17 protein-coding genes, 1 tRNA gene and 1 pseudogene are annotated in these 17,632 nt (G+C 68.0%); 7 read left to right on the forward strand and 12 right to left on the reverse strand.

What is annotated here, in order from left to right; genetic code table 11:
* Nucleotides 1-109 precede the first annotated feature (109 nt).
* Nucleotides 110-2,383 (forward strand): FGGY-family carbohydrate kinase, encoded by a 2,274-nt coding sequence (locus tag QH196_RS16800; RefSeq protein ID WP_280416740.1) that lies wholly within the window; start codon nucleotides 110-112, stop codon nucleotides 2,381-2,383.
* A 373-nt stretch (nucleotides 2,384-2,756) separates the two neighbouring features.
* On the opposite strand, the pseudogene QH196_RS16805 reads toward QH196_RS16800, so the two are convergent.
* From QH196_RS16805 to QH196_RS16815, 3 genes and pseudogenes are all read right to left on the reverse strand, one after another.
* Nucleotides 2,757-3,998, reverse strand: a pseudogene (locus tag QH196_RS16805) (YibE/F family protein); the annotation flags it as partial.
* A gap of 322 nt (nucleotides 3,999-4,320) precedes the next feature.
* Entirely contained in the window at nucleotides 4,321-5,574 is a 1,254-nt protein-coding gene (locus QH196_RS16810; protein WP_378750925.1) for a pyridoxal phosphate-dependent aminotransferase, read from the reverse strand.
* A gap of 84 nt (nucleotides 5,575-5,658) precedes the next feature.
* On the reverse strand, nucleotides 5,659-6,972 hold the full coding sequence (locus tag QH196_RS16815) for an XRE family transcriptional regulator (RefSeq protein ID WP_280416742.1): 1,314 nt from the start codon (nucleotides 6,970-6,972) through the stop codon (nucleotides 5,659-5,661).
* 291 nt (nucleotides 6,973-7,263) lie between these two features.
* On the opposite strand from QH196_RS16815, the gene QH196_RS16820 reads away from it, so the two are divergent.
* On the forward strand, nucleotides 7,264-7,710 hold the full coding sequence (locus QH196_RS16820) for a hypothetical protein (protein ID WP_280416743.1): 447 nt from the start codon (nucleotides 7,264-7,266) through the stop codon (nucleotides 7,708-7,710).
* A 140-nt stretch (nucleotides 7,711-7,850) separates the two neighbouring features.
* Here QH196_RS16820 and QH196_RS16825 read toward each other — a convergent pair whose 3' ends face one another.
* Entirely contained in the window at nucleotides 7,851-8,363 is a 513-nt protein-coding gene (locus QH196_RS16825; protein ID WP_280416744.1) for a hypothetical protein, read from the reverse strand.
* 101 nt (nucleotides 8,364-8,464) lie between these two features.
* Between QH196_RS16825 and QH196_RS16830 the strand changes: the two genes are divergently transcribed.
* On the forward strand, nucleotides 8,465-9,034 hold the full coding sequence (locus QH196_RS16830; RefSeq protein ID WP_280416745.1) for a TetR/AcrR family transcriptional regulator: 570 nt from the start codon (nucleotides 8,465-8,467) through the stop codon (nucleotides 9,032-9,034).
* Nucleotides 9,035-9,088: 54 nt separating this feature from the next.
* On the opposite strand, the gene dcd is transcribed toward QH196_RS16830, so the two are convergent.
* Nucleotides 9,089-9,661: a dCTP deaminase gene (dcd, locus tag QH196_RS16835; protein WP_280416746.1), complete on the reverse strand. Its 573-nt coding sequence runs from the start codon at nucleotides 9,659-9,661 to the stop codon at nucleotides 9,089-9,091.
* Between the two features lie 88 nt (nucleotides 9,662-9,749).
* Here dcd and QH196_RS16840 point away from each other — a divergent pair, with 88 nt between their 5' ends.
* Entirely contained in the window at nucleotides 9,750-10,121 is a 372-nt protein-coding gene (locus QH196_RS16840; RefSeq protein ID WP_280416747.1) for a VOC family protein, read from the forward strand.
* A 92-nt stretch (nucleotides 10,122-10,213) separates the two neighbouring features.
* Nucleotides 10,214-10,284 (forward strand) — tRNA-Gly (locus QH196_RS16845).
* A gap of 474 nt (nucleotides 10,285-10,758) precedes the next feature.
* Here QH196_RS16845 and QH196_RS16850 read toward each other — a convergent pair.
* From QH196_RS16850 to QH196_RS16865, 4 genes are read right to left on the reverse strand one after another with little or no spacing between them, the layout of a single operon-like run.
* Entirely contained in the window at nucleotides 10,759-11,256 is a 498-nt protein-coding gene (locus QH196_RS16850) for a flavin reductase family protein (protein ID WP_280416748.1), read from the reverse strand.
* Nucleotides 11,253-11,441: a hypothetical protein gene (locus tag QH196_RS16855; RefSeq protein ID WP_280416749.1), complete on the reverse strand. Its 189-nt coding sequence runs from the start codon at nucleotides 11,439-11,441 to the stop codon at nucleotides 11,253-11,255. The genes QH196_RS16850 and QH196_RS16855 overlap by 4 nt, the downstream gene beginning before the upstream one ends.
* A 49-nt stretch (nucleotides 11,442-11,490) precedes the next feature.
* Nucleotides 11,491-11,961 (reverse strand): hypothetical protein, encoded by a 471-nt coding sequence (locus QH196_RS16860; RefSeq protein ID WP_280416750.1) that lies wholly within the window; start codon nucleotides 11,959-11,961, stop codon nucleotides 11,491-11,493.
* On the reverse strand, nucleotides 11,958-12,677 hold the full coding sequence (locus QH196_RS16865) for an SDR family oxidoreductase (protein ID WP_280416751.1): 720 nt from the start codon (nucleotides 12,675-12,677) through the stop codon (nucleotides 11,958-11,960). The genes QH196_RS16860 and QH196_RS16865 overlap by 4 nt, the downstream gene beginning before the upstream one ends.
* A gap of 101 nt (nucleotides 12,678-12,778) precedes the next feature.
* Here QH196_RS16865 and QH196_RS16870 point away from each other — a divergent pair, with 101 nt between their 5' ends.
* Nucleotides 12,779-13,633, forward strand: coding sequence for a helix-turn-helix transcriptional regulator (locus QH196_RS16870; protein WP_280416752.1), 855 nt, complete (start codon nucleotides 12,779-12,781; stop codon nucleotides 13,631-13,633).
* Between the two features lie 135 nt (nucleotides 13,634-13,768).
* Here the strand turns inward: QH196_RS16870 and QH196_RS16875 are convergent, their stop codons facing one another.
* Nucleotides 13,769-14,104 carry a hypothetical protein gene (locus tag QH196_RS16875; RefSeq protein WP_280416753.1) on the reverse strand — a complete coding sequence of 112 codons (336 nt, stop codon included), beginning with the start codon at nucleotides 14,102-14,104 and terminating at the stop codon, nucleotides 13,769-13,771.
* A 265-nt stretch (nucleotides 14,105-14,369) separates the two neighbouring features.
* Here QH196_RS16875 and QH196_RS16880 point away from each other — a divergent pair, with 265 nt between their 5' ends.
* Nucleotides 14,370-15,152, forward strand: a complete 783-nt coding sequence (locus tag QH196_RS16880) for an alpha/beta fold hydrolase (protein WP_280416754.1) — start codon at nucleotides 14,370-14,372, stop codon at nucleotides 15,150-15,152.
* Between the two features lie 64 nt (nucleotides 15,153-15,216).
* On the opposite strand, the gene QH196_RS16885 is transcribed toward QH196_RS16880, so the two are convergent.
* Both QH196_RS16885 and QH196_RS16890 read right to left on the reverse strand, forming a co-directional pair.
* Complete coding sequence (locus QH196_RS16885) at nucleotides 15,217-15,981, reverse strand: crotonase/enoyl-CoA hydratase family protein (RefSeq protein WP_280416755.1); 765 nt, start codon at nucleotides 15,979-15,981, stop codon at nucleotides 15,217-15,219.
* Complete coding sequence (locus QH196_RS16890) at nucleotides 15,981-17,501, reverse strand: acetyl-CoA acetyltransferase (RefSeq protein WP_280416756.1); 1,521 nt, start codon at nucleotides 17,499-17,501, stop codon at nucleotides 15,981-15,983. Before QH196_RS16890 ends, QH196_RS16885 begins: the two co-directional genes overlap by 1 nt.
* Between the last annotated feature and the right edge of the window lie 131 nt (nucleotides 17,502-17,632).

Consider the following 17,632-nt stretch of genomic DNA (forward strand, 5'->3'; position numbering starts at 1 on the left):
GGGACCGGGCGGTACTGTCGGACGAGCCGCCTGGGTCGGGGGACGAGCCGTCATCGCCGACTGGCCGGCGCTCGCATATCGTGAAGCGGGAAGTACGGATGGGCTGTCGATGAGTTCAGTACTGGGAGTGTCGGTGGGGGCCGGCGCGATCCGCCTGGCGCGCCCACCTGCGGGCGAGCCCGGCGCAGTACCCGATTCCGCCGTACCCGAATCCTTCGAACTGCGCACCTTCGTGGTGCCCCCGGAAACCCCCAGTGCCGAACGCGCCGCGCTTTCGGTGGCGGCGGCCCTGAACTCGAACCCCGCCATCACTTCCACCGTTCTGGCCTGCCGCGACGAGCAGCAGGCCCGGGCCCTGCATACGGCGATGACCGAGCATGCCCTCAGCGATTACGACATCGTCCCCGATATCGACGCCGTAGTGGAATTCGCCGCGGCCTCCGGCGCCCTGAAGGACGTATCCTCGCTCGCCGTTTTCGATCTGGGCGCCTCCGGACTCTCCGTGACGGTGGTGGATGTTTCCACCCGCCAGGTCCGGCATACCGAACGCACCGGCGATATAAGCGGCGAATACTTCGATTCGCTGATCCGGGAACAGCAGATCAATTCCGGCCGGATCGCCCATCCGCCGGACCCGGCCGGGCTCGCCGAGCTCGACGCACTGTGCCGGTCGGCCAAGGAGCGGCTCTCGGCAGGTAGTGCCGTCGCCCTGCCCAGCGGTTACGGGCCGGTGCTGCTCACTCAGGAGAATTTCACCGCGCTGATCTCCCGCGCCGTGGAAACCGCCGCCCGCGCCACCCGCGCGGTCGTCGAACGATCGGGCCGGCCGGTGCAGGCAGTGCTGGCGGTCGGCGGCGGTATGCGTATTCCGCTGGTCAGCCGGGCACTGCGCGATGCGATGGACATGCCGGTCCTGGTCCCCCCGGAGCCGGAGACAGCAACCGCCCGCGGCGCGGCCCTACTGGCCGGCAGAACACGGACCTCGCAGGCCGCCGAACCGGCGGACTCGAGTGAAACCGGCCAGGGTGCCGAATCCCGCACCCCCGCCACCGAAGGCACCGCGCGATCCGGCGCCGCCCCCGGGCACTCGGAAGGCAGCGGGGCCTACCCGCTGCAGTCCGCCCCAGGGCACACGGCCGCCGGCACCACCACCCCGATCCCCAGCGCGGACGAGCACCTGGGCAGTACGGCACGCACCGGCGACACGACCTCGGCACACCCCGCCGCCGCAGCAACCCGCGTCGGCGCAGCACCCACGCATCCGGGAGCCGTCCCCCAGGCTCCCGGCACCACGACGCCACCGGAAACCCCGTCGGCACTCCCCACACCGACCAGCGCGGGACCCGGCACCACCACAACGCTCTTCGGCACGCACACCGGATTTCCCGAGCCCACCACCATGCTCTTCGGGCCCGCGTTTTCCGGCGCCGGCACAGCGGTGTCCGGCGCCACCACGACACAGTCCGGTTCCACCGCAGCGCTGCCCGGTCCTACCGGTGCACCGCCCAGCCCTGCCACGGCACTGCCCGGCCTCGCCGCGCCACCGGCCGACTCCGCCACCGCACCACCCGAGTCCAGCACCGCACTGCCCGGCCCGGCTGCGGCACAGTTCGGCTCGGCCACCCCATATCGCGAGCTCACCGGCCGCACAACGCCTCTCACTTCGAGCTCCGGCCCAGCAACTCCCGCGACAACTCACTCGGGTCCCCACCCCTCCCCCGCGGATCAAGCGCCCGGTTCGGATCGTTCCCGCCCCGGCCTACCGATACCGCAGGAGAGCATCTTCGGCCCACCGACCGATGCCCCGAGCACGCCTCCGGGCGCCGGAACCCTGCGTCCCCGGGCGGGCGAGGAACCGACCGGCGACCACCCCGCACCGGCAGCCGCACTACCCCGCCCGACCGGTACCCCGGTACCGCGGTTGTCTCCGGACGAGGACCCCCCGACGGTTGCGTTGCGACTTCCGGCGAAACTGTTGCCGCGCCGTTCGTTCGGTGAGCCGCCACAACGTCCCACCCGGGAGATCAGCGCGGCGATGGTGGCGGTGAGTGCGCTGGTGGTGGTCGCCTCGATCGGCATCGGTCTCGGGTACGGGCAGCATATGTTCAGCCAGGATTCGGCCAACGTACAAGGAACGTCACAGCCGCAGACCACCTCGGCGAACACACCGCCGGCAACCACCGCACCGCCGAGCGCTACCACCTCGCGGGCCGAGCACGCACCGCTGGCCGAGCCGCCGCCGATCTACCAGCCGGAGACGGAGGCCCCGACAACCACCGCCGGTCCCAACACTTTCCAGGTTCCGGGGCTGCCGCCGATCGTCGTACCGACCATCCCACCGGAGGCGCTTCCTTTTCCGCGGCACGCCCCCGCGGAACGCTGACCTCGCGTCAGCCCCGACCGTAGCCGGGGTCCGGTCGCCGGCCCGGAGGCCCGCCGCCGAGCCGCTGCTGCGGATTCCACGCCTGTTGCGGCCCCGGCTGCGGGGGGCCCTGTGGTGGCCGGCCCGGAGTCTGCGGGCCGGTGCGCGGCGACCTCGGTGCGCTGGGTTGCCGAGGGTCGGTGGCGGCACGTGGGCCCGTACGGGGGTCGGTGGGGCCCGGTCGCCGGACCCGGGGCTGGTCACCTGTCGTCGGCCACGGTCGATAGTCGCGTTCGGCCCGGCGCGGCGGCCCGGTCTCCGGGCTACCTTCCGGCCGTGGTACCGCGCGGTGGCTGCCGGTATCGGTACGCCTGCCCACCTTCACTTTACGTGCAGGTGCGGACGGTTTCGGGGTACCGAACGGGCGGGCGAGCAGTACCGCGATCCCCGTGGTCAGCGGCACCGAGAGTGCCAGGCAGATACCGCCGACCGCGGACCTCGCGATCTCGATCGCGACAGCATCGCCCACCAGGACGTCACCGATGGGCCGGCCGGCCACGCTGAACAACAGCAGCAGCGGCAGCGCACCACCCGCGTAGGCGAGTACCAGGGTGTACACAGTGCTGGCGATATGGTCGCGCCCGACGCGCATCGCGGCCGCGAATATCTCTCCCCGCGTGGCACTCTTGTCGAGTTCGGCGAGTTCGAACGCGGCCGAGGCCTGGGTGATGGTGACATCGTTGAGCACACCGAGCGAGCCGATGATGAACCCGGCCAGCAGCAACCCGGTGATGCTCACGTGCTCGATATAGGTGGCGACGTTCGTGTTCTGTTCTTCGGACAGACCGGTGAGCGTGGTCGCCTCGATGACGATCCAGGACAGCACAGCGGCGATGACCATCGAGGTCAATGTCCCCAGCAGCGCCGAACTGGTGCGCAGATTCAACCCGTGGGCGAGGTACAGCACCGCGTACAGGATCAGCGAACCGGCCACCAGCGCAACCGGTATCGCGGGTTTGCCGTCCAGCAGAGCCGGTAGCAGGAATATCACCAGAACGGCGAAAGCGAAACCGAGGCCGAGGATTGCCCGGACACCGCGCCACCGGGCGATCGCGACGATCACCACGACGAACGCGAGGAAGATGAGGCTGAGCGGGAATCCGCGGGCGTAATCGTCGAACGAATACAGTGGCGTCCCGTCCGGCGCCTCCTGCCGCACGATACGGAGTTCGTCGCCGGCTGCCAGATCGGGCTGGCCGGGACCCGGCGCGATTTCCAGCAGCGTGTGCTTACCGGCGTGCGGCCCGGATTCGATGGCGATCAGACTGCGCTGGCAGTCGTAGACCTCCATGGGGGGCGGTGCCGGTTCACCGTCGAACACCCGGCCGATGGAGGGACTGCCGCAGGCGCCGAGGTCCTGCCGGATCACGGTTCCGGCCTCGGTGACCACCGCCGAACCGTCGGCATTCTGCATGGGCAGCGGAATATCGACCTGTTGCCGGTCGGGCCACAGCGCGATGGCGGCGACCACCACGACGACACCGATCGCGATCAGCAATCCGACCACCACGCGGGCGGCGGTGGCTCCGATGGCGATCGGCCGGGAGTGATCGTGATGGTGATGGTGGTCGCTCACGCGGCTCAGCCTAGAGGATGCACCGAGTGCCGCCACGGGCTACGGATGTGGCCCCACGCTGGGGATTCGGCAAGCTGCCGGGGAACTCGGGAAGGGGCGGCGGAGAGCAGGGGGATGTCTCCGCCGCCCGGGGGCAGGCGCCCAGGGGGGTAGGCGGCCTAACCCGAGGACCAGGTTGCCCAGGGGGGGTAGACAACCTGGCCGGGCACTCGAAGTGCCGAGGCCCACTGTACACATACGATCCGCTTTTGTGCCAGTAGGTTCAGAAAATTGGCCATAATCCGGACGAGAGGTCTGTTTTCCTCCAAATTCGGCCGTCCCGCTACTGGCGGTAGCTCGCCAGGAAGTTGCCGAAACGCTCGATGGCAACCGCCAGATCGCGGGCCCAGGGCAGGGTCACGATGCGCAGGTGATCGTGGTCGGGCCAGTTGAAACCGGTGCCCTGCACCATCAGGATCTTCTCCTGGAGCAACAGGTCCTGAACCAGCTTCTCGTCGTCGTGGATCTCGTGAACCTCGGGATCCAGCCTAGGGAATGCATACAGTGCGCCTTTGGGTTTGACGCACGACACGCCGGGAATGGCATTCAATCGTTCCCAGGCCATATCCCGCTGCTCGAGCAGGCGCCCACCCGGCAGGATCAGATCCTCGATGCTCTGATAACCGCCCAGCGCGACCTGGATCGCATGCTGCGCCGGCACATTCGGGCACAACCGCGACGAGGCGAGCAGATCGATCCCCTCGAGAAAACCGGCCGCATGGTCCTTCGGGCCCGTGATCGCCAGCCATCCCGACCGGTAACCCGCCACCCGGTAGGCCTTGGACAGGCCGTTGAAGGTCAGGCACAGCAGGTCCGGCGCCAGCGTCGCCAGCGAAATATGTTTGGCGTCGTCGTAGAGGATCTTGTCGTAGATCTCGTCGGCGAGCAGCAGCAGCCGATGCTTACGGGCCAGGTCCACCAGATGTTGCAGGACCTCCGCCGAGTACACCGCCCCGGTCGGGTTGTTCGGGTTGATCACCAGCAGGGCCTTGGTCCGGTCGGTGATCTTGGCTTCGATATCGGCGATATCGGGCTGCCAGCCGTTGCTCTCATCGCAGAGATAGTGCACCGGCGTACCGCCGGCCAGGCTGGTCATGGCCGTCCACAGCGGATAGTCCGGGGCCGGGATCAGCACCTCGTCCCCGTTGTCCAGCAGCGCCTGCATCGTGATGGTGATCAGCTCGGAGACGCCGTTGCCCAGGTACACACTGTCGACATCCAGCTCCGGGAAGCCCGGCACCAGCTCGTACCGGGTGACGATCGCCCGCCGCGCGGACAGTATCCCCTTGGACTCCGAATACCCCTGCGCGTTCGGCAGGGCGGCGATCATATCCCGCATGATCACATCGGGCGCCTCGAACCCGAACGGCGCCGGATTGCCGATATTGAGCTTCAGGATCCGATGCCCCTCGGCCTCCAGCCGTGCCGCATGTGCGTGTACCGGTCCACGGATCTCGTAGACGACGTTCTGCAGCTTCTTCGACTGCTCCAGAATGCGGGGGGCGGGATGCGAATGGCCAGTACTCACCCGATCCATGGTGCCACCAGGGGCAAGGGGTTATCCGGTCCGGCCCCGGCCCGTGCCCGTACGGTTACCGCAGGAAGCGGGCGCGCGGTGCGCTCACCCGGCGCCCGGGGGCAGGCTGCGGGTGGGCGTCGAACCGCAGAATTCCTCGATCTGCTCGTCCAGGGACCGGGCCTGCGCCACGCCACGGTAAGTGGGAGCGCAGATCCGCCGGCGGACGCCGGTGAGCCGTTCCTCGAGTTGCGCGATGCGCTTGTCCTCGGCCAGTTCGAGCACCGGCGACAGTGCCTCCGCCGCGCCGTCGAGGCTGCCGTTGATCAGGTGCGCGGCCGCCGAATCGACCCGGGCCAGCGCTTCGGCGCCGTAGGAACGCTGCCGCGCCGGACCGCTGCGGTACAGCTCGATCGTGCGCTCCGTGGCGGCCAGCGCCGGTTCGGCGAGACCGAGATGGATATAGGTGGCGCCCGCGTAGTAGCTGGCCTTGGCCTCGGAGAAGCCGAACACCCCGCCCACTTCGTCGTGCAGGCTGTCGGTGGCGGGGCCCTCGCTCGCCGCGGCGGCGGCCCGGAGACAACGTTCGGTATCGGCGGCGCTACCGATCTTCGACCAGATCCGCGCCTCGATATTGTGCAGCCGCACCGCGGCGGTGGCCGAATCCGCGTACTGCTGCCCGCTCTGCGCCAGCGCAAGCGCCCGATGTGGCCGTTCCGACCAGTACTCGATCAGCGCGTGCATCCCCCGCGCCCACGCTCGCAGCCCGTTGTGACCGGAGATCTCCCCGTACGCCCAGGCTGCCCGGATCTGCTCGCCGGCCGCATCCAGATAACCCAGATCGGTACTGGCGTTGGCGAGCAACCCCGACAGGGAGCCCGCCAGCAGATATAGGTGACTGGTGTCGGACGGGCGCTGATGACCCTCGAGCAGCCGATACACCCGCCGGCGGACCCGCAGCATCTCCACCATCATCGGCATCGGCGGGGTGTGCACGTAGTCGTTGGCGATCCGGGTGACATCCGCGTCGAGCTGCTCCAAGGTGCTGGGGCCGATATTCGTCGCCTCGGCCCGGCCCGCGTGATCGCTCGCCTCGTGTGCTGCCGCCATGATGAGATCCCTCTCCGAAATCGCCGCCGACCCGTCCCCGCGCACCGCACCGCTATCGATGAGGGCCAGGAGTTCGGCGTCATTGGAATAGCTTCCGCGCACCGTGGTAGATCCGCCGGGGCCGGAGACAGTACCGGCGGCCGTCAATGCGGCGAACCTGCCCCGCTCGACATCATCGGACCTGGCCAGGCAGGTATCGAGGGCAGCCTGGTTGACGGGACGCGGATGTACCCGGTCGCCCCCGGCCTCCCATTTGGACACCAGTCGTTCGTGCACACCCAGATGTGCCGCGAACTCCCGGATGCTCATCCGTTTGGCCTCGCGAAGCGCCCGGGCCTCCTTTCCAGACCATTGGCCGACCACGTTGTCACCCTTTCCGAACGATTTCCTCCCCAGAGTACGAGCCGAATGTGACTGCAACCACAAGGAAATTCGCTACCGCAGCGAATGGCAGCGCAAGGGCAGTGGAACGCAAGCGCGGAGGCGGTTCCGGCGCGCCGGTGCAGGCGGGATCCTGGAGGGGCAGAAGCGAAACCGCCACCGGCCGTGGCTCGGCACGCCAGGAAGGTCCGGCACGCCAGGGAGGCAAGGGGATTCACCGTGAATGTGGAAAAGCTCAGAACGGTCGACGACTGGGCCGCCTACTACCGTCACGAATTCGGTCTACCGGCCACCGAACGCGGCGGCTTCGTGATGCTGCCGATCACCAGCCGGGCCTGTGTCATCCACCTACCCACCGAACGCGCCCGCGCCGTCCGCGAACTGCTGGATTCCCGGGATATCCGGGTCCCCGTGCTGGCCCGCCAGATTCGCTGGAGCTTCGTGGCCTATCCGGATCGCCGGCCCGATCCCGAAGTGGTGGAGATGCTGCACCGCATCGATATCGACATTCCCGGCGTGGGCAGCGCGGTCATGCTGCCCACGGGGATGGGCCGCTGGAACCGGGAGGGCTGTAACTGGGTGGTGCCACCCGAACGCGACGGTCTGCTCCCGCCACTGTCCTCGGTGATCAATGCCGCACTCCTGGCGGGCGGCAGCCGGGAATGACCGGGGATGGGGCTACGTCCGGCAGCTCACAAGGCACGCCGGTCGTAGCCCGCCCGCGGCGCCGACGGGCGACCGCGGGACCGGCTGTCCAGTACAGCCACCGGGATACCGGGCCGGTCTCTGCCCCGGCCGGCTCGGTATCACGGAAGTCGACGCAGCACTCGCCGCGCATCGGGTAGCAGTTCGGGAGCGAACCGGCGATGCCCCCGGGAGGCGAATGCCCAGATGCGCTTGCCGACCGGCCGCTCGTACCGGACGAAGGTGGCCAGGGAAACACTGTTCTCCTCGACCTCGATCACGAGACTGCCGGTGAGCATCCACGACCGGGCCGCGAGGGCTATCCAGCTGTCGCCGGATTCGACGACCCGCCAGCCCGCCACGTGCGCCGGCGCGGACCGCCGGGCCAGCCGGAACCCGAGCAGGCCACGCCAGATCAGCTGCCCCGTGCTCCCGGCGACGGCGTCGAGCGCCGCGCGTGCCCATGCTTCCGGATTCCCGGTCGCCGCCGCGTCGGTGAGCAGCGTGAACTGATCGCTGTAGTCGTATTCGGTTATCGCGCTGCGCGCTCGGGTCGTATCGGTGAGGTCGTACTGCTGAAATGCGATCGGATCGGGGTGGCTGTCGACCACATGATCCGGGGAAGGGTCAGTCATCGCCGCATCTCCCTCTGACTGTTATACGGTGGCGTATATAAGCACGGTACCGCAGTTATACGGTGGCGTATAGATGTCCGGCGGTGAAGGGAGACACACAAATGGGAACGGCACGCACACCTAGTGCCGACTGGATCGACGAGGGCCTGCGCGCCCTCGCCCACGGTGGGCCCGACGCAGTCCGCGTCGAAGCGCTCGCCAAGAAACTAGGAGTCACCAAAGGCGGCTTCTACGGCTACTTCACCGACCGCAACGCCCTGCTCGAGGCCATGCTGGACACCTGGGAACGGCGCAGCGTAGACGAAGTGCTCGACAGCGTCGCCCGCGAAGGCGGCGACCCACGGACGAAAATCCAGCGCGCCGGCACACTCACCCTCTCCCCGGAACTACTGCCGATCGACCTCGCCATCCGGGATTGGGCCCGCCGCGACGAATCCGTCGCCGCCCGGCTGCGCCGGGTGGACAACCAGCGCATGCAGTTGCTTCGCGAGATGATCGGCGCCTACTTCACCGACCCGGTCGAGGTCGAAGCCCGCAGCCTGCTCGCCTTCTGCGCGCGAATCGGTATCCAGTTCCTGGCCGCCGATCCGCCCGACGGCATGGACCGCGGCGAAGTCATGACACGGACCGCCGATATCGTGCTCGGCCCACCCGAGAACGACGGCCGCTGAACACATCACAGTGGCTGCGATCCGGTTCCGTTCGGTGCCCGAACACCGGCCGCTTCAGTCCGGCAGCGGGAAGTTCAGATACGCCCGGGACGGCGTCGGCCCGCGCTGTCCCTGATACTTCGAGCCGGTGCCCGAGCTGCCGTACGGGTTCTCCGCCGGGCTGGTCAGCCGGAACAGGCACAACTGCCCGATCTTCATCCCCGGCCACAGTGTGATCGGCAGATTCGCCACATTCGACAGCTCGAGGGTGATGTGCCCGCTGAACCCCGGGTCGATGAACCCGGCCGTCGAATGGGTGAGCAACCCCAACCGGCCCAGGCTCGACTTACCCTCCAAACGGCCCGCCAGATCGTCGGGCAGGCTGCACACCTCCAGCGTGGACCCGAGCACGAACTCCCCCGGATGCAGCACGAACGGTTCACCCGCCGCCGGTTCCACCAGGCTCGTCAGCTCGTCCTGACGCTGCGCCGGGTCGATATGGGTGTAGCGGGTGTTGTTGAACACCCGGAACATCCGGTCCAGCCGCACGTCGATACTGGACGGCTGGACCAGGTTGTCCGCGAACGGTTCGAGCCCGAGCCGCCCGGCGGCGAACTCCGCCCGGATATCACGATCGGAAAGCAGCACGCCACGAGCGTAGCGACCGCGATCCGGGCAGGTAGATCCCGGTCCGGCAGCACTGTTTCCTGTCACACCCCGCGGGCATACTCCACCCATGTCAGAGACCAGTGCGCACACCCACCACGGCATCGACTACATCGAACTCACCGTCACCGATATGGACGCCGCCCGCAGCTTCTACCGGTCGGCATTCGGCTGGGAATTCAACGACTACGGCCCCGAGTACACCGGTATCCGCCGTTTCGACGGCAGCGACGGCGAGGCCGGCGGCCTGGCCGCCGGCTCCGAAGTCCGCACCGGTGGCCCCCTGGTCCTGCTGTATTCGAACGACCTCGACGCCAGCCTGCGCTCCGTCGGCGCCGCCGGCGGCACGGTCACCGAAGGCCCCTTCGATTTCCCCGGCGGCCGCCGCTTCCACTTCACCGACCCCAGCGGCAACCAGCTCGGCGTCTGGTCCGAAGCCTGACCCACCCACGTTCACCGGGGCCGGAATCGGCAAAAGATTTCGGCCCCGGGCCGGCCCTCTGCTAAGCTCGCCAACGCGTCGACAGGCGTGCCGCCGGTGTAGTTCAATGGCAGAACTTCTGCTTCCCAAGCAGACGGCGCGGGTTCGATTCCCGTCACCGGCTCAAAATGCAGGTCAGAGGCAGTTCCTCACCTGCCGCACGATATATTCCAGGCCGCATCGATCGCCTGGCTCCCTTGCCTGATCCGCTGCCCGCGCGCGGCAGGGCACGCGTTGGAGAATCGCGCCGAAGTCGTTGTCGTACCGCATCTCACTGCGGAGGACGTGTGGAAGGCACGGGAATGGCAAGATCGCCGACGTGGTAGGCGCCGATGTGATGGTCGAAGGCGGCGCCGTTTTCCCTCGGGGGCGCAGGATCGAACCAACGCATCCAGGACCCGGGCGAAAGGGAGCAAGATATCCGGGCGGCGATCACAACACTGTCGCGGATCGTGACCGATACCGGGAATCGCCATGAACCACATGAGGTCGCCGCTGAACTGGGGCTCTCGCTGATCGACTGATACGGCGGAGAATCCTCGACGGTGCCTGTGAAGACAGCCGCCGAGGGTCCGGCGCGAACCCGGAATCGCCGGCCTCAGCCGGCGCGCAGGAGTCGGAAGCGGGAGCCGTGGAATACCAAGGGCTCCCGACCGGGGTGGATTGCGAGACGGCGCACGCGCAGGATGACCACCGTGTGGTCGCCCGCGGGGACGTGCGCTTCGGGAGTGCCTTCGATCCAGACCGAGGCGCCGTCGATGAACACTGCTTCACCCGTACCGTCGTGCAGGTCCAGGCCGCGGAAGCGGTCGCCGTCGCGGGCGGCCAGGGAGCGGGCGGCGTCCTGCTGGTCGGTGCCCAGCAGGCTGAGACCGAGGTGGCCCGCGTGGACGAGGCGGGTCCAGGTGGCGGAGGTGTTCTGGATGCAGAACGACACCAGCGGCGGGTCCAGGGAAACCGGGACGAAGGTGCTCACGGCGAGACCGTGTGGTTTGCCGTCGACTCGGGCGCAGACGGCCACCACCCCGCTGGGGAAGTTGGCGAATGCCCGGCGCAGGCCGGTGCCGTCGGCGGGGGCTTCGAACAGCTCGCTCACGATTCGACCTCTTGTTTTTCGGTGGACAACGCTTGCGCTACCGGGCGCCGGGTTTCGGCGTAGGCGGTGAGTGCACCGTCGCCGCTGTGCGCCCAGTTCAGCATCCGGCCGGGCGTGCGGCCATGGTTCGAATCGAGACGATCCGAACCGGACCGGACGACACTGCTGCCTTTCGAGGCCACCACCGGCCCGCACTCGAACATCGACAGGCCGCCGTAGCACCGCCCCGGCGGATCACACCCAGCGGCGGAGAGCGTCGATGGTGGTTTCGGGTGAGGTGTTGAAGCAGAAGCGGATACCCGGAGCGATATCGCCGAGAGTATTGATCAGGCGTTCGAACAGCAGGGTGTGTTCCGGGGCCATGCGAATGCCCGCTCCTATCATGGCGATCCGGAAAGTTCCGGACGCGGCACATCGGCGCAGTTCTTGCTCCGCCGCATCGGGTTCGGCGGGGAGCCGGCACGAGACGATATCGAATCCGGCTTCCCGCAGCGCCGCTTCCGCGGCGTCGATTCGCGCGGTCAGCGTGGCCTCGTCGAGGCCTGGGTAACGGCTGTAGTCCAGGGCACTGGGATGTACGCCGATCGACAGCACGGTCGATGCGTCCACGTTCTGCTGGTTCATCGTGTTCTCCGATTCTGTTGTGATGATGAACAGGGCCAGGCAGATGAGCACCACCGCCCCGGCGATCGCCCCGGTTCTCACCACGGGATCCTTCCGTTGCGGTCGAAGAATCCGCCTGTGGGCCCGTCCGTGGCGATGGCGGCGAGGCGCACTATCGCGTCGGCACCCTCCGCGAGGGATTGGGGACCGGTGTGGCCGTTGAGGTCTGTTGCGGTGTAACCGGGATCTACCGCATTGACCCGGATGTCCGGCAGCGCGCTCGCGTAGACGGCAGTGAGCATATTCAGCGCAGCTTTGCTTGCGGGGTAACCGAGTGTCGGGTTCACGAGGTGTTTCCAGCGGGGATCGGTCAGGGTGGCAACCGATCCCATACCACTGGAGACCATGACGATTCGAGGGGACGTGCTTGCACGCAGCAGCGGCAGGAGGCCACGGGTTACCCGGGCCGGTCCGAAAACGTTGGTATCGAACACCTCCAGCAGCTCGTCGGGAGTGGTTTCGGTCGGCGAAGTTCCCCGGTCCGCGATACCAGCGTTGTTGATCACTACGTCGAGCCGCCCCACCTGTGCTCGGATCAGGCGAGCCGCCGCAGCGACGGACTGGTCCGAAGTCACATCCATCCGGACGAACCCGGCCTGCCGGCCTTCGGCGGCCAGCTCGGCAACCGCCTCGGTGCCGCGCGCGGTATCGCGGGCCGCCAGGAATACCTGCCATCCCAGGTCGGCCAGCCGTCGGACGGTTTCGCGGCCCAGGCCCTTGTTTGCCCCGGTAACCAAGGCGATTGTCGATGTTGTCACAGCTCGTAGCGTCACAGCATCGCGCTGCCGTCTCCAGGGCCGATCAGGCGTAGGACTGTCCGTCCCACCCGCCGCAACCGAAGTTGCGGCAGGATGAGGTGGTGGACAGAGCCGAATTGGCCACCGTCTTGAAGACCGCGCGCTCCCGTCTCCGGCCCGTCGATGTGGGGTTGGCGGCCGGCCTTCGGCGGCAGGTGCCCGGTCTGCGACGCGAGGAAGTCGCGCAACTGGCCGGGCTCAGCGTCGACTACATCGTCCGGCTCGAGCAGGGGCGTGGCCCCAAACCGTCCGACCAGGTGCTGGGTGCATTGGTCCGCGCGTTACGGCTTTCCGATCCCGACCGTGACCTGGTGTTCCGGCTCGCGGGATCGGAGCCGCCGCACGCGGGATGTGTATCCATGCTGGTGCGCCCGAGCGTGCTGCGGCTGTTGGACCGCATCCCGGACTTGCCCGCTGTCGTACTGTCCGCCAAATCCGATGTGCTGGCCTGGAATCCGCTCGCAGCCGCCCTGTTCGGCGACTTCTCACAGTTGCCACCGGCACAACGCAACCTGTTGTGGCAACGGTTCCTCGGCGCCGGTGCGGACAGCGCGCGGACCGGGGAGGAGGCCGGCGGCGACGCTGCCGACTGCGTCGGCTGCCTGCGCACTGCCCATGCCAAATACCCAGGGGACGCAGACCTCGTCCGGCTCATCACCGAACTGCGGGCCGGAAGTGCTCGATTCGAGCAACTCTGGCAAACCGGCCGTTCCGGTCGATTGCGCAGCCGCACCACCGAGGTCACCCACCCGGAACTGGGCGTTCTCACTCTCGACTGCGACGTACTGCACGATCCCGAGGCCGACCAGACCGTCCTCGTCTACTCCGCCGCACCAGCGACCGGCACTGCCGGGTCCCTCGAATTGCTCCGGGTCACCGGACTCGAGCAGTTCGGCCCCAGCCGATATCTGTCCTGAACGGTTCCGTAGCCGCGGCCTCGGCACTCGTCGGCCGCCGAGCGGCAGCGCGATGACCCGGCCCACGGCCGTGGACAGAGAACGCTGCTACGGCACGGCCGACGATGCCCGATCGGCATCCGCTACCGTTACCGCCTACTGCGACGTCCCGAGGCATTCACCGACGATCTTGGTGGTCGCGGCTTCGGCCTTGGTTTTGTCCTCCGGGCTCAGTCCGAGAGTCTCCGGATCGGCCATCCGGGTGTCGAACTCGTCGCTGATCATGGTTTGCAGGCCCTCTTGGGAAATACCTTCCGCCAGGTACACCTTGGCGGCGCAGTCGGCGAAGGCCGGGTCCTTGAGACCCTTTTCCTGCAGGGCTTTCGACAGGTCCGCCTCGGTGAGCGCGGGCGCGGATTCGGTATCGCTACCGCAGGCCGCCGCCAGCAGCGGCAGAATGACTAGGGTCGCGGCAAAAAGGGTCTTCCGCACCGGGTTCCTCTCTCAGATGTATCACCTGGACGCCGCGGTGATCGGGGATCGTCCCACGGTCGTCCGCGTGACGCCCACGCATGTGTGTAGTCGCAGTCACAGTCGGGCCGCAACTCGGAGGAGCATATTTCGAGAAGACTCACACCCGTCGTCGGTGCAGGTCCAACGAGGACGTACCGCCGGCGATCCTCGCGAACCGAACTGATGTCCCCTGCCTGCTGTTAGTGTGATTCCGCAGTTCGGATCCTGATCGGAGAGCTGGATAATGACTGATCTCGAGCACCATCGCCAAGGCAGCGGTGAACCTCTCGTGCTGGTCCACGGTGTGGGCAGCCGGTGGCAGGTGTGGGAACCGATCATCGGCACCCTCGCGGAGCATTTCGAGGTGTTCGCGGTCGATCTACCCGGTTTCGGCGGTTCCGCGCCGCTACCCCGCACCACCGTCGACACCCTGACCGACGCCCTCGCCGATTTCCTGGCCGCCCAAGGGCTCGACCGGCCCCATCTCGCCGGAAATTCGATGGGCGGCGGCATCTCGCTGAATCTGGGTGCCCGCGGCCTGGCACGCTCGGTGACGGCCTTCTCGCCGATCTTCTTCTGGGACACACCGGGCCGCGTCTGGTGTCAGCAATCGCTGGGCCGGTCCAAGAAACTCGGCCGGATCCTCGGCCCGGCGATGCCGAAGGTGCTCGGCACACCGGCCGGCCGCACCATGTTCTTGAGCCTGGTCTTCGGTAAGCCCTGGGCAGTCGACACGCAGACCGCTCTGGACACTGCCGAAGGTGCGGTGAAATCGCTGGGTTTCTCACCGGCACTGGACTCGTTCACCGAGGCGGAACTCGCCGACCCGGCGGCGCTGGCGGACCTTCCGGTGACCATCGCCTGGGGTAACCGCGACATCCTGCTCACCTACAAGACCCAGAGCCGGCGCGCCCGCGAGGTACTCCCGCACGCCCGCCACATCACGCTGCAGGGCAGCGGGCATACGCCGTTCTACGACGATCCCGCCGCCTGCGCCCGCGTGATTCTCGATCAAATGCCCACGTAGAAGGCGCACTCGGCCGGGCGCGGGTGTTCTGGCGACAGCCGATACACCGTGCGGCGCGGAAAACTCAGCGACCCTGCCACACCGGGTCGCGCTTCTCCGCGAATGCGAGCGCCCCCTCGGCCGCATCCTTGGAAGCGATTGCGGGAAGAGCGATCTCCCCCTGCTTCGCGAAGCCCTCCGCGGTATTCCAATCCGGGGACTCGTCGATGATCCGTTTACTGGCCGCCACCGCGAGCGGGGCGGCGGCCGCGATCTCGCCCGCCAGCTCCAGCGCGACCTCCAGCGCTTCGCCGGGTTCGGTCACCCGGTTGACCAGCCCCAGCTGATGCAGCCGTTCGGCGCTGATCCGGCCCCCGGTCAAGGCCAGTTCGGCCGCGATACTGCGCGGCAGGCGCTGGGTGAGGCGCATAACGCCGCCGCCGGACGCCACGAGTCCGCGTTTCACCTCGGGGATACCGAATTTCGCGTCCCGCGCGGCGACGATGAGGTCACCGGAGAGCGCCAGTTCGAAACCACCGGCCAGTGCGAAACCCTCGACTGCCGAGATCATCGGTTTGGCCGGCGGTTTCGCCGCGATTCCGAGCGGTCCGCGATGCTCGGTCACCGGGAACTCGCCACGGGTCATCGCGATCAGATCCATTCCGGCGCTGAAGGTTCCGTCGGCGCCGGTGAGCACGAGTACCCGCGCGGTATCGTCGGCCTCGAATTCGTCGATCGCGGCCTCGATCGCCTTCGCCGTCGCCAGGTCGATGGCGTTACGCGCCGCGGGCCGGTTGACGGTGAGCACGGTTATCGCATCACACCGGTCCAGGAGCACGGTGTCGGTCATCAGGCTGTCCTCTCGCTGCGCAGAATGAAACGGTCGGCGGCGGTGATCTCGATGGCAGCGCCCAACCGGTCGCCGATGGTGCAGGCGGCGATGGTTTCGCTGTCCGTCGCCCGGACAAGTATGCGTGCCCCGGCCGGGTTCAGCGCACTGACCACCACGGCTTCGGCTTCGTCGCCCGCCTCACCCTTGCGGTGCGGGACCGTGTACGCCTCGATAACCGCCGGGCCGGTATAGCCCGGGGCCGTCTCGCGCCGGGCCACCGGGACCTCGGCCTCCACCGGACGGAACGGTTCGGCCGGCGGTTTCGCCGAATACACGCCCACCCCGTGTTTGGTGATGTACCAGCCGAGCGCGGTGGTGAGCCCGTAGTCGCCGGGATTGTCGCGCAGGATCCCGGCCATGGTGGCGATGCCGTGGGTGCTGTAGTTGTTGCCCGGACCGCCACTGAAGGTGAGGCCGCCGGTGACGGTGAGGGGTCGCGCGGGATCGTCGATCGGCAGGCCCAGCGCCGCGGCACCCACCTGAACGGCCACCGGGAAGCAGGAATACAGGTCGATATGGGCGATATCGTCGATACCGACCCCCGCGCCCGTCAGCGCGGCCCGGCCGGCCGCGGCGATCGCCGGGGAGGCGGCGATATCGGTGCGTTCGGAGAGGTACCAGGTATCGGTGGCGGTGGCGCCGCCGTGCGGGAAGACCCACCGCTCCCGGGGCACCCCGGCCGCATCCGCCGCCGCGGCGCTGCACAGGATGAGGCCCGCACCCTGGTCGACGGACAGATTCGCCATCAGCAGTTTCGGGTACGGGCTGCACACCATCCGGTTGTCGGGCCCGGTGGTGACGAGTTCGGCGACGGTCCGTTGCGTCGGCAGCCAGGCGTACGGGTTGCGGGCCGCGACCTCGGAGAATCGCGACCACAGCCCGCCGATCCGCGCCAGATGCGTCTCCTGGTCGAGGCCGAGACGGTTGCGCATCGCCGATTCGATCAGCGCGTACACATAGATCGGCCCCCAGAGTCCGGCCGCGGTTTCCATCGCGGAACTGGGGGCGTCGGTGGCGCCCACGATCTCGTCGGGTACGGCGTTCTCGTGCTGTTCGGTCCAGCCGGGGTCCACACCGGCTTTCTTGGCCTTGCCGAGCGATGCCATCGCCTCGGCGCCGCAGATCAGGGCGATATCGGTTTTACCTTCGGCGATCTGCCTGCCCAGCAGGTTGAGCAGCCGCTGGGGTGCGTCGCCACCGGCGGGGGCGGATTGCAGGGTCCGTTTCGGGGAGGCGCCGATCTGCGCGGCGACCGTCGCGGCAAGGTTGGGGTAGGAGCCGCTGACCGTGGCGACGGCGGCCACCACATCGGCCGATCGCAGCAGCGTATCGCCGGTTCCGCTGTCCGCACCGGCCCGGCGCAGCGATTCCGCCGCCAATTCGACTGCCCCCGGCAGACCTGGTTCACCGGACCGATGCACGATCTGTCCGACTCCGACGAGCACCGGTGTGCGCGGGTCCATTCCGGCTGGCAGCATACGTCCTCCGCTTCCTCACTGAAGTAAACCGCCGAAATGCGCGGTTAACTTCTCGATTAGACCATGGAGTGATCTACGGCGCTCTGGAGCAGCGGTCCCGCGGACTCACCGCTGGTGACAATTCGGCAACA

The sequence above is a fragment of the Nocardia carnea genome, from assembly GCF_029868325.1.
Lineage (GTDB): Bacteria > Actinomycetota > Actinomycetes > Mycobacteriales > Mycobacteriaceae > Nocardia > Nocardia carnea_C.

What these genes read in the sequence shown, in the direction of transcription:
- QH196_RS16815 (WP_280416742.1), bottom strand. Translation starts at nt 6,972, where the DNA reads ATGAGCATCCGGGAGTTCGCGGCACATCTGGGTGTGCACGAACGACTG.
- QH196_RS16800 (WP_280416740.1), top strand. Translation starts at nt 110, where the DNA reads ATGAGTTCAGTACTGGGAGTGTCGGTGGGGGCCGGCGCGATCCGCCTG.
- QH196_RS16840 (WP_280416747.1), top strand. Translation starts at nt 9,750, where the DNA reads ATGTCAGAGACCAGTGCGCACACCCACCACGGCATCGACTACATCGAA.
- QH196_RS16890 (WP_280416756.1), bottom strand. Translation starts at nt 17,501, where the DNA reads ATGCTGCCAGCCGGAATGGACCCGCGCACACCGGTGCTCGTCGGAGTC.
- QH196_RS16830 (WP_280416745.1), top strand. Translation starts at nt 8,465, where the DNA reads ATGGGAACGGCACGCACACCTAGTGCCGACTGGATCGACGAGGGCCTG.
- QH196_RS16810 (WP_378750925.1), bottom strand. Translation starts at nt 5,574, where the DNA reads ATGGATCGGGTGAGTACTGGCCATTCGCATCCCGCCCCCCGCATTCTG.
- QH196_RS16825 (WP_280416744.1), bottom strand. Translation starts at nt 8,363, where the DNA reads ATGACTGACCCTTCCCCGGATCATGTGGTCGACAGCCACCCCGATCCG.
- QH196_RS16885 (WP_280416755.1), bottom strand. Translation starts at nt 15,981, where the DNA reads ATGACCGACACCGTGCTCCTGGACCGGTGTGATGCGATAACCGTGCTC.
- QH196_RS16880 (WP_280416754.1), top strand. Translation starts at nt 14,370, where the DNA reads ATGACTGATCTCGAGCACCATCGCCAAGGCAGCGGTGAACCTCTCGTG.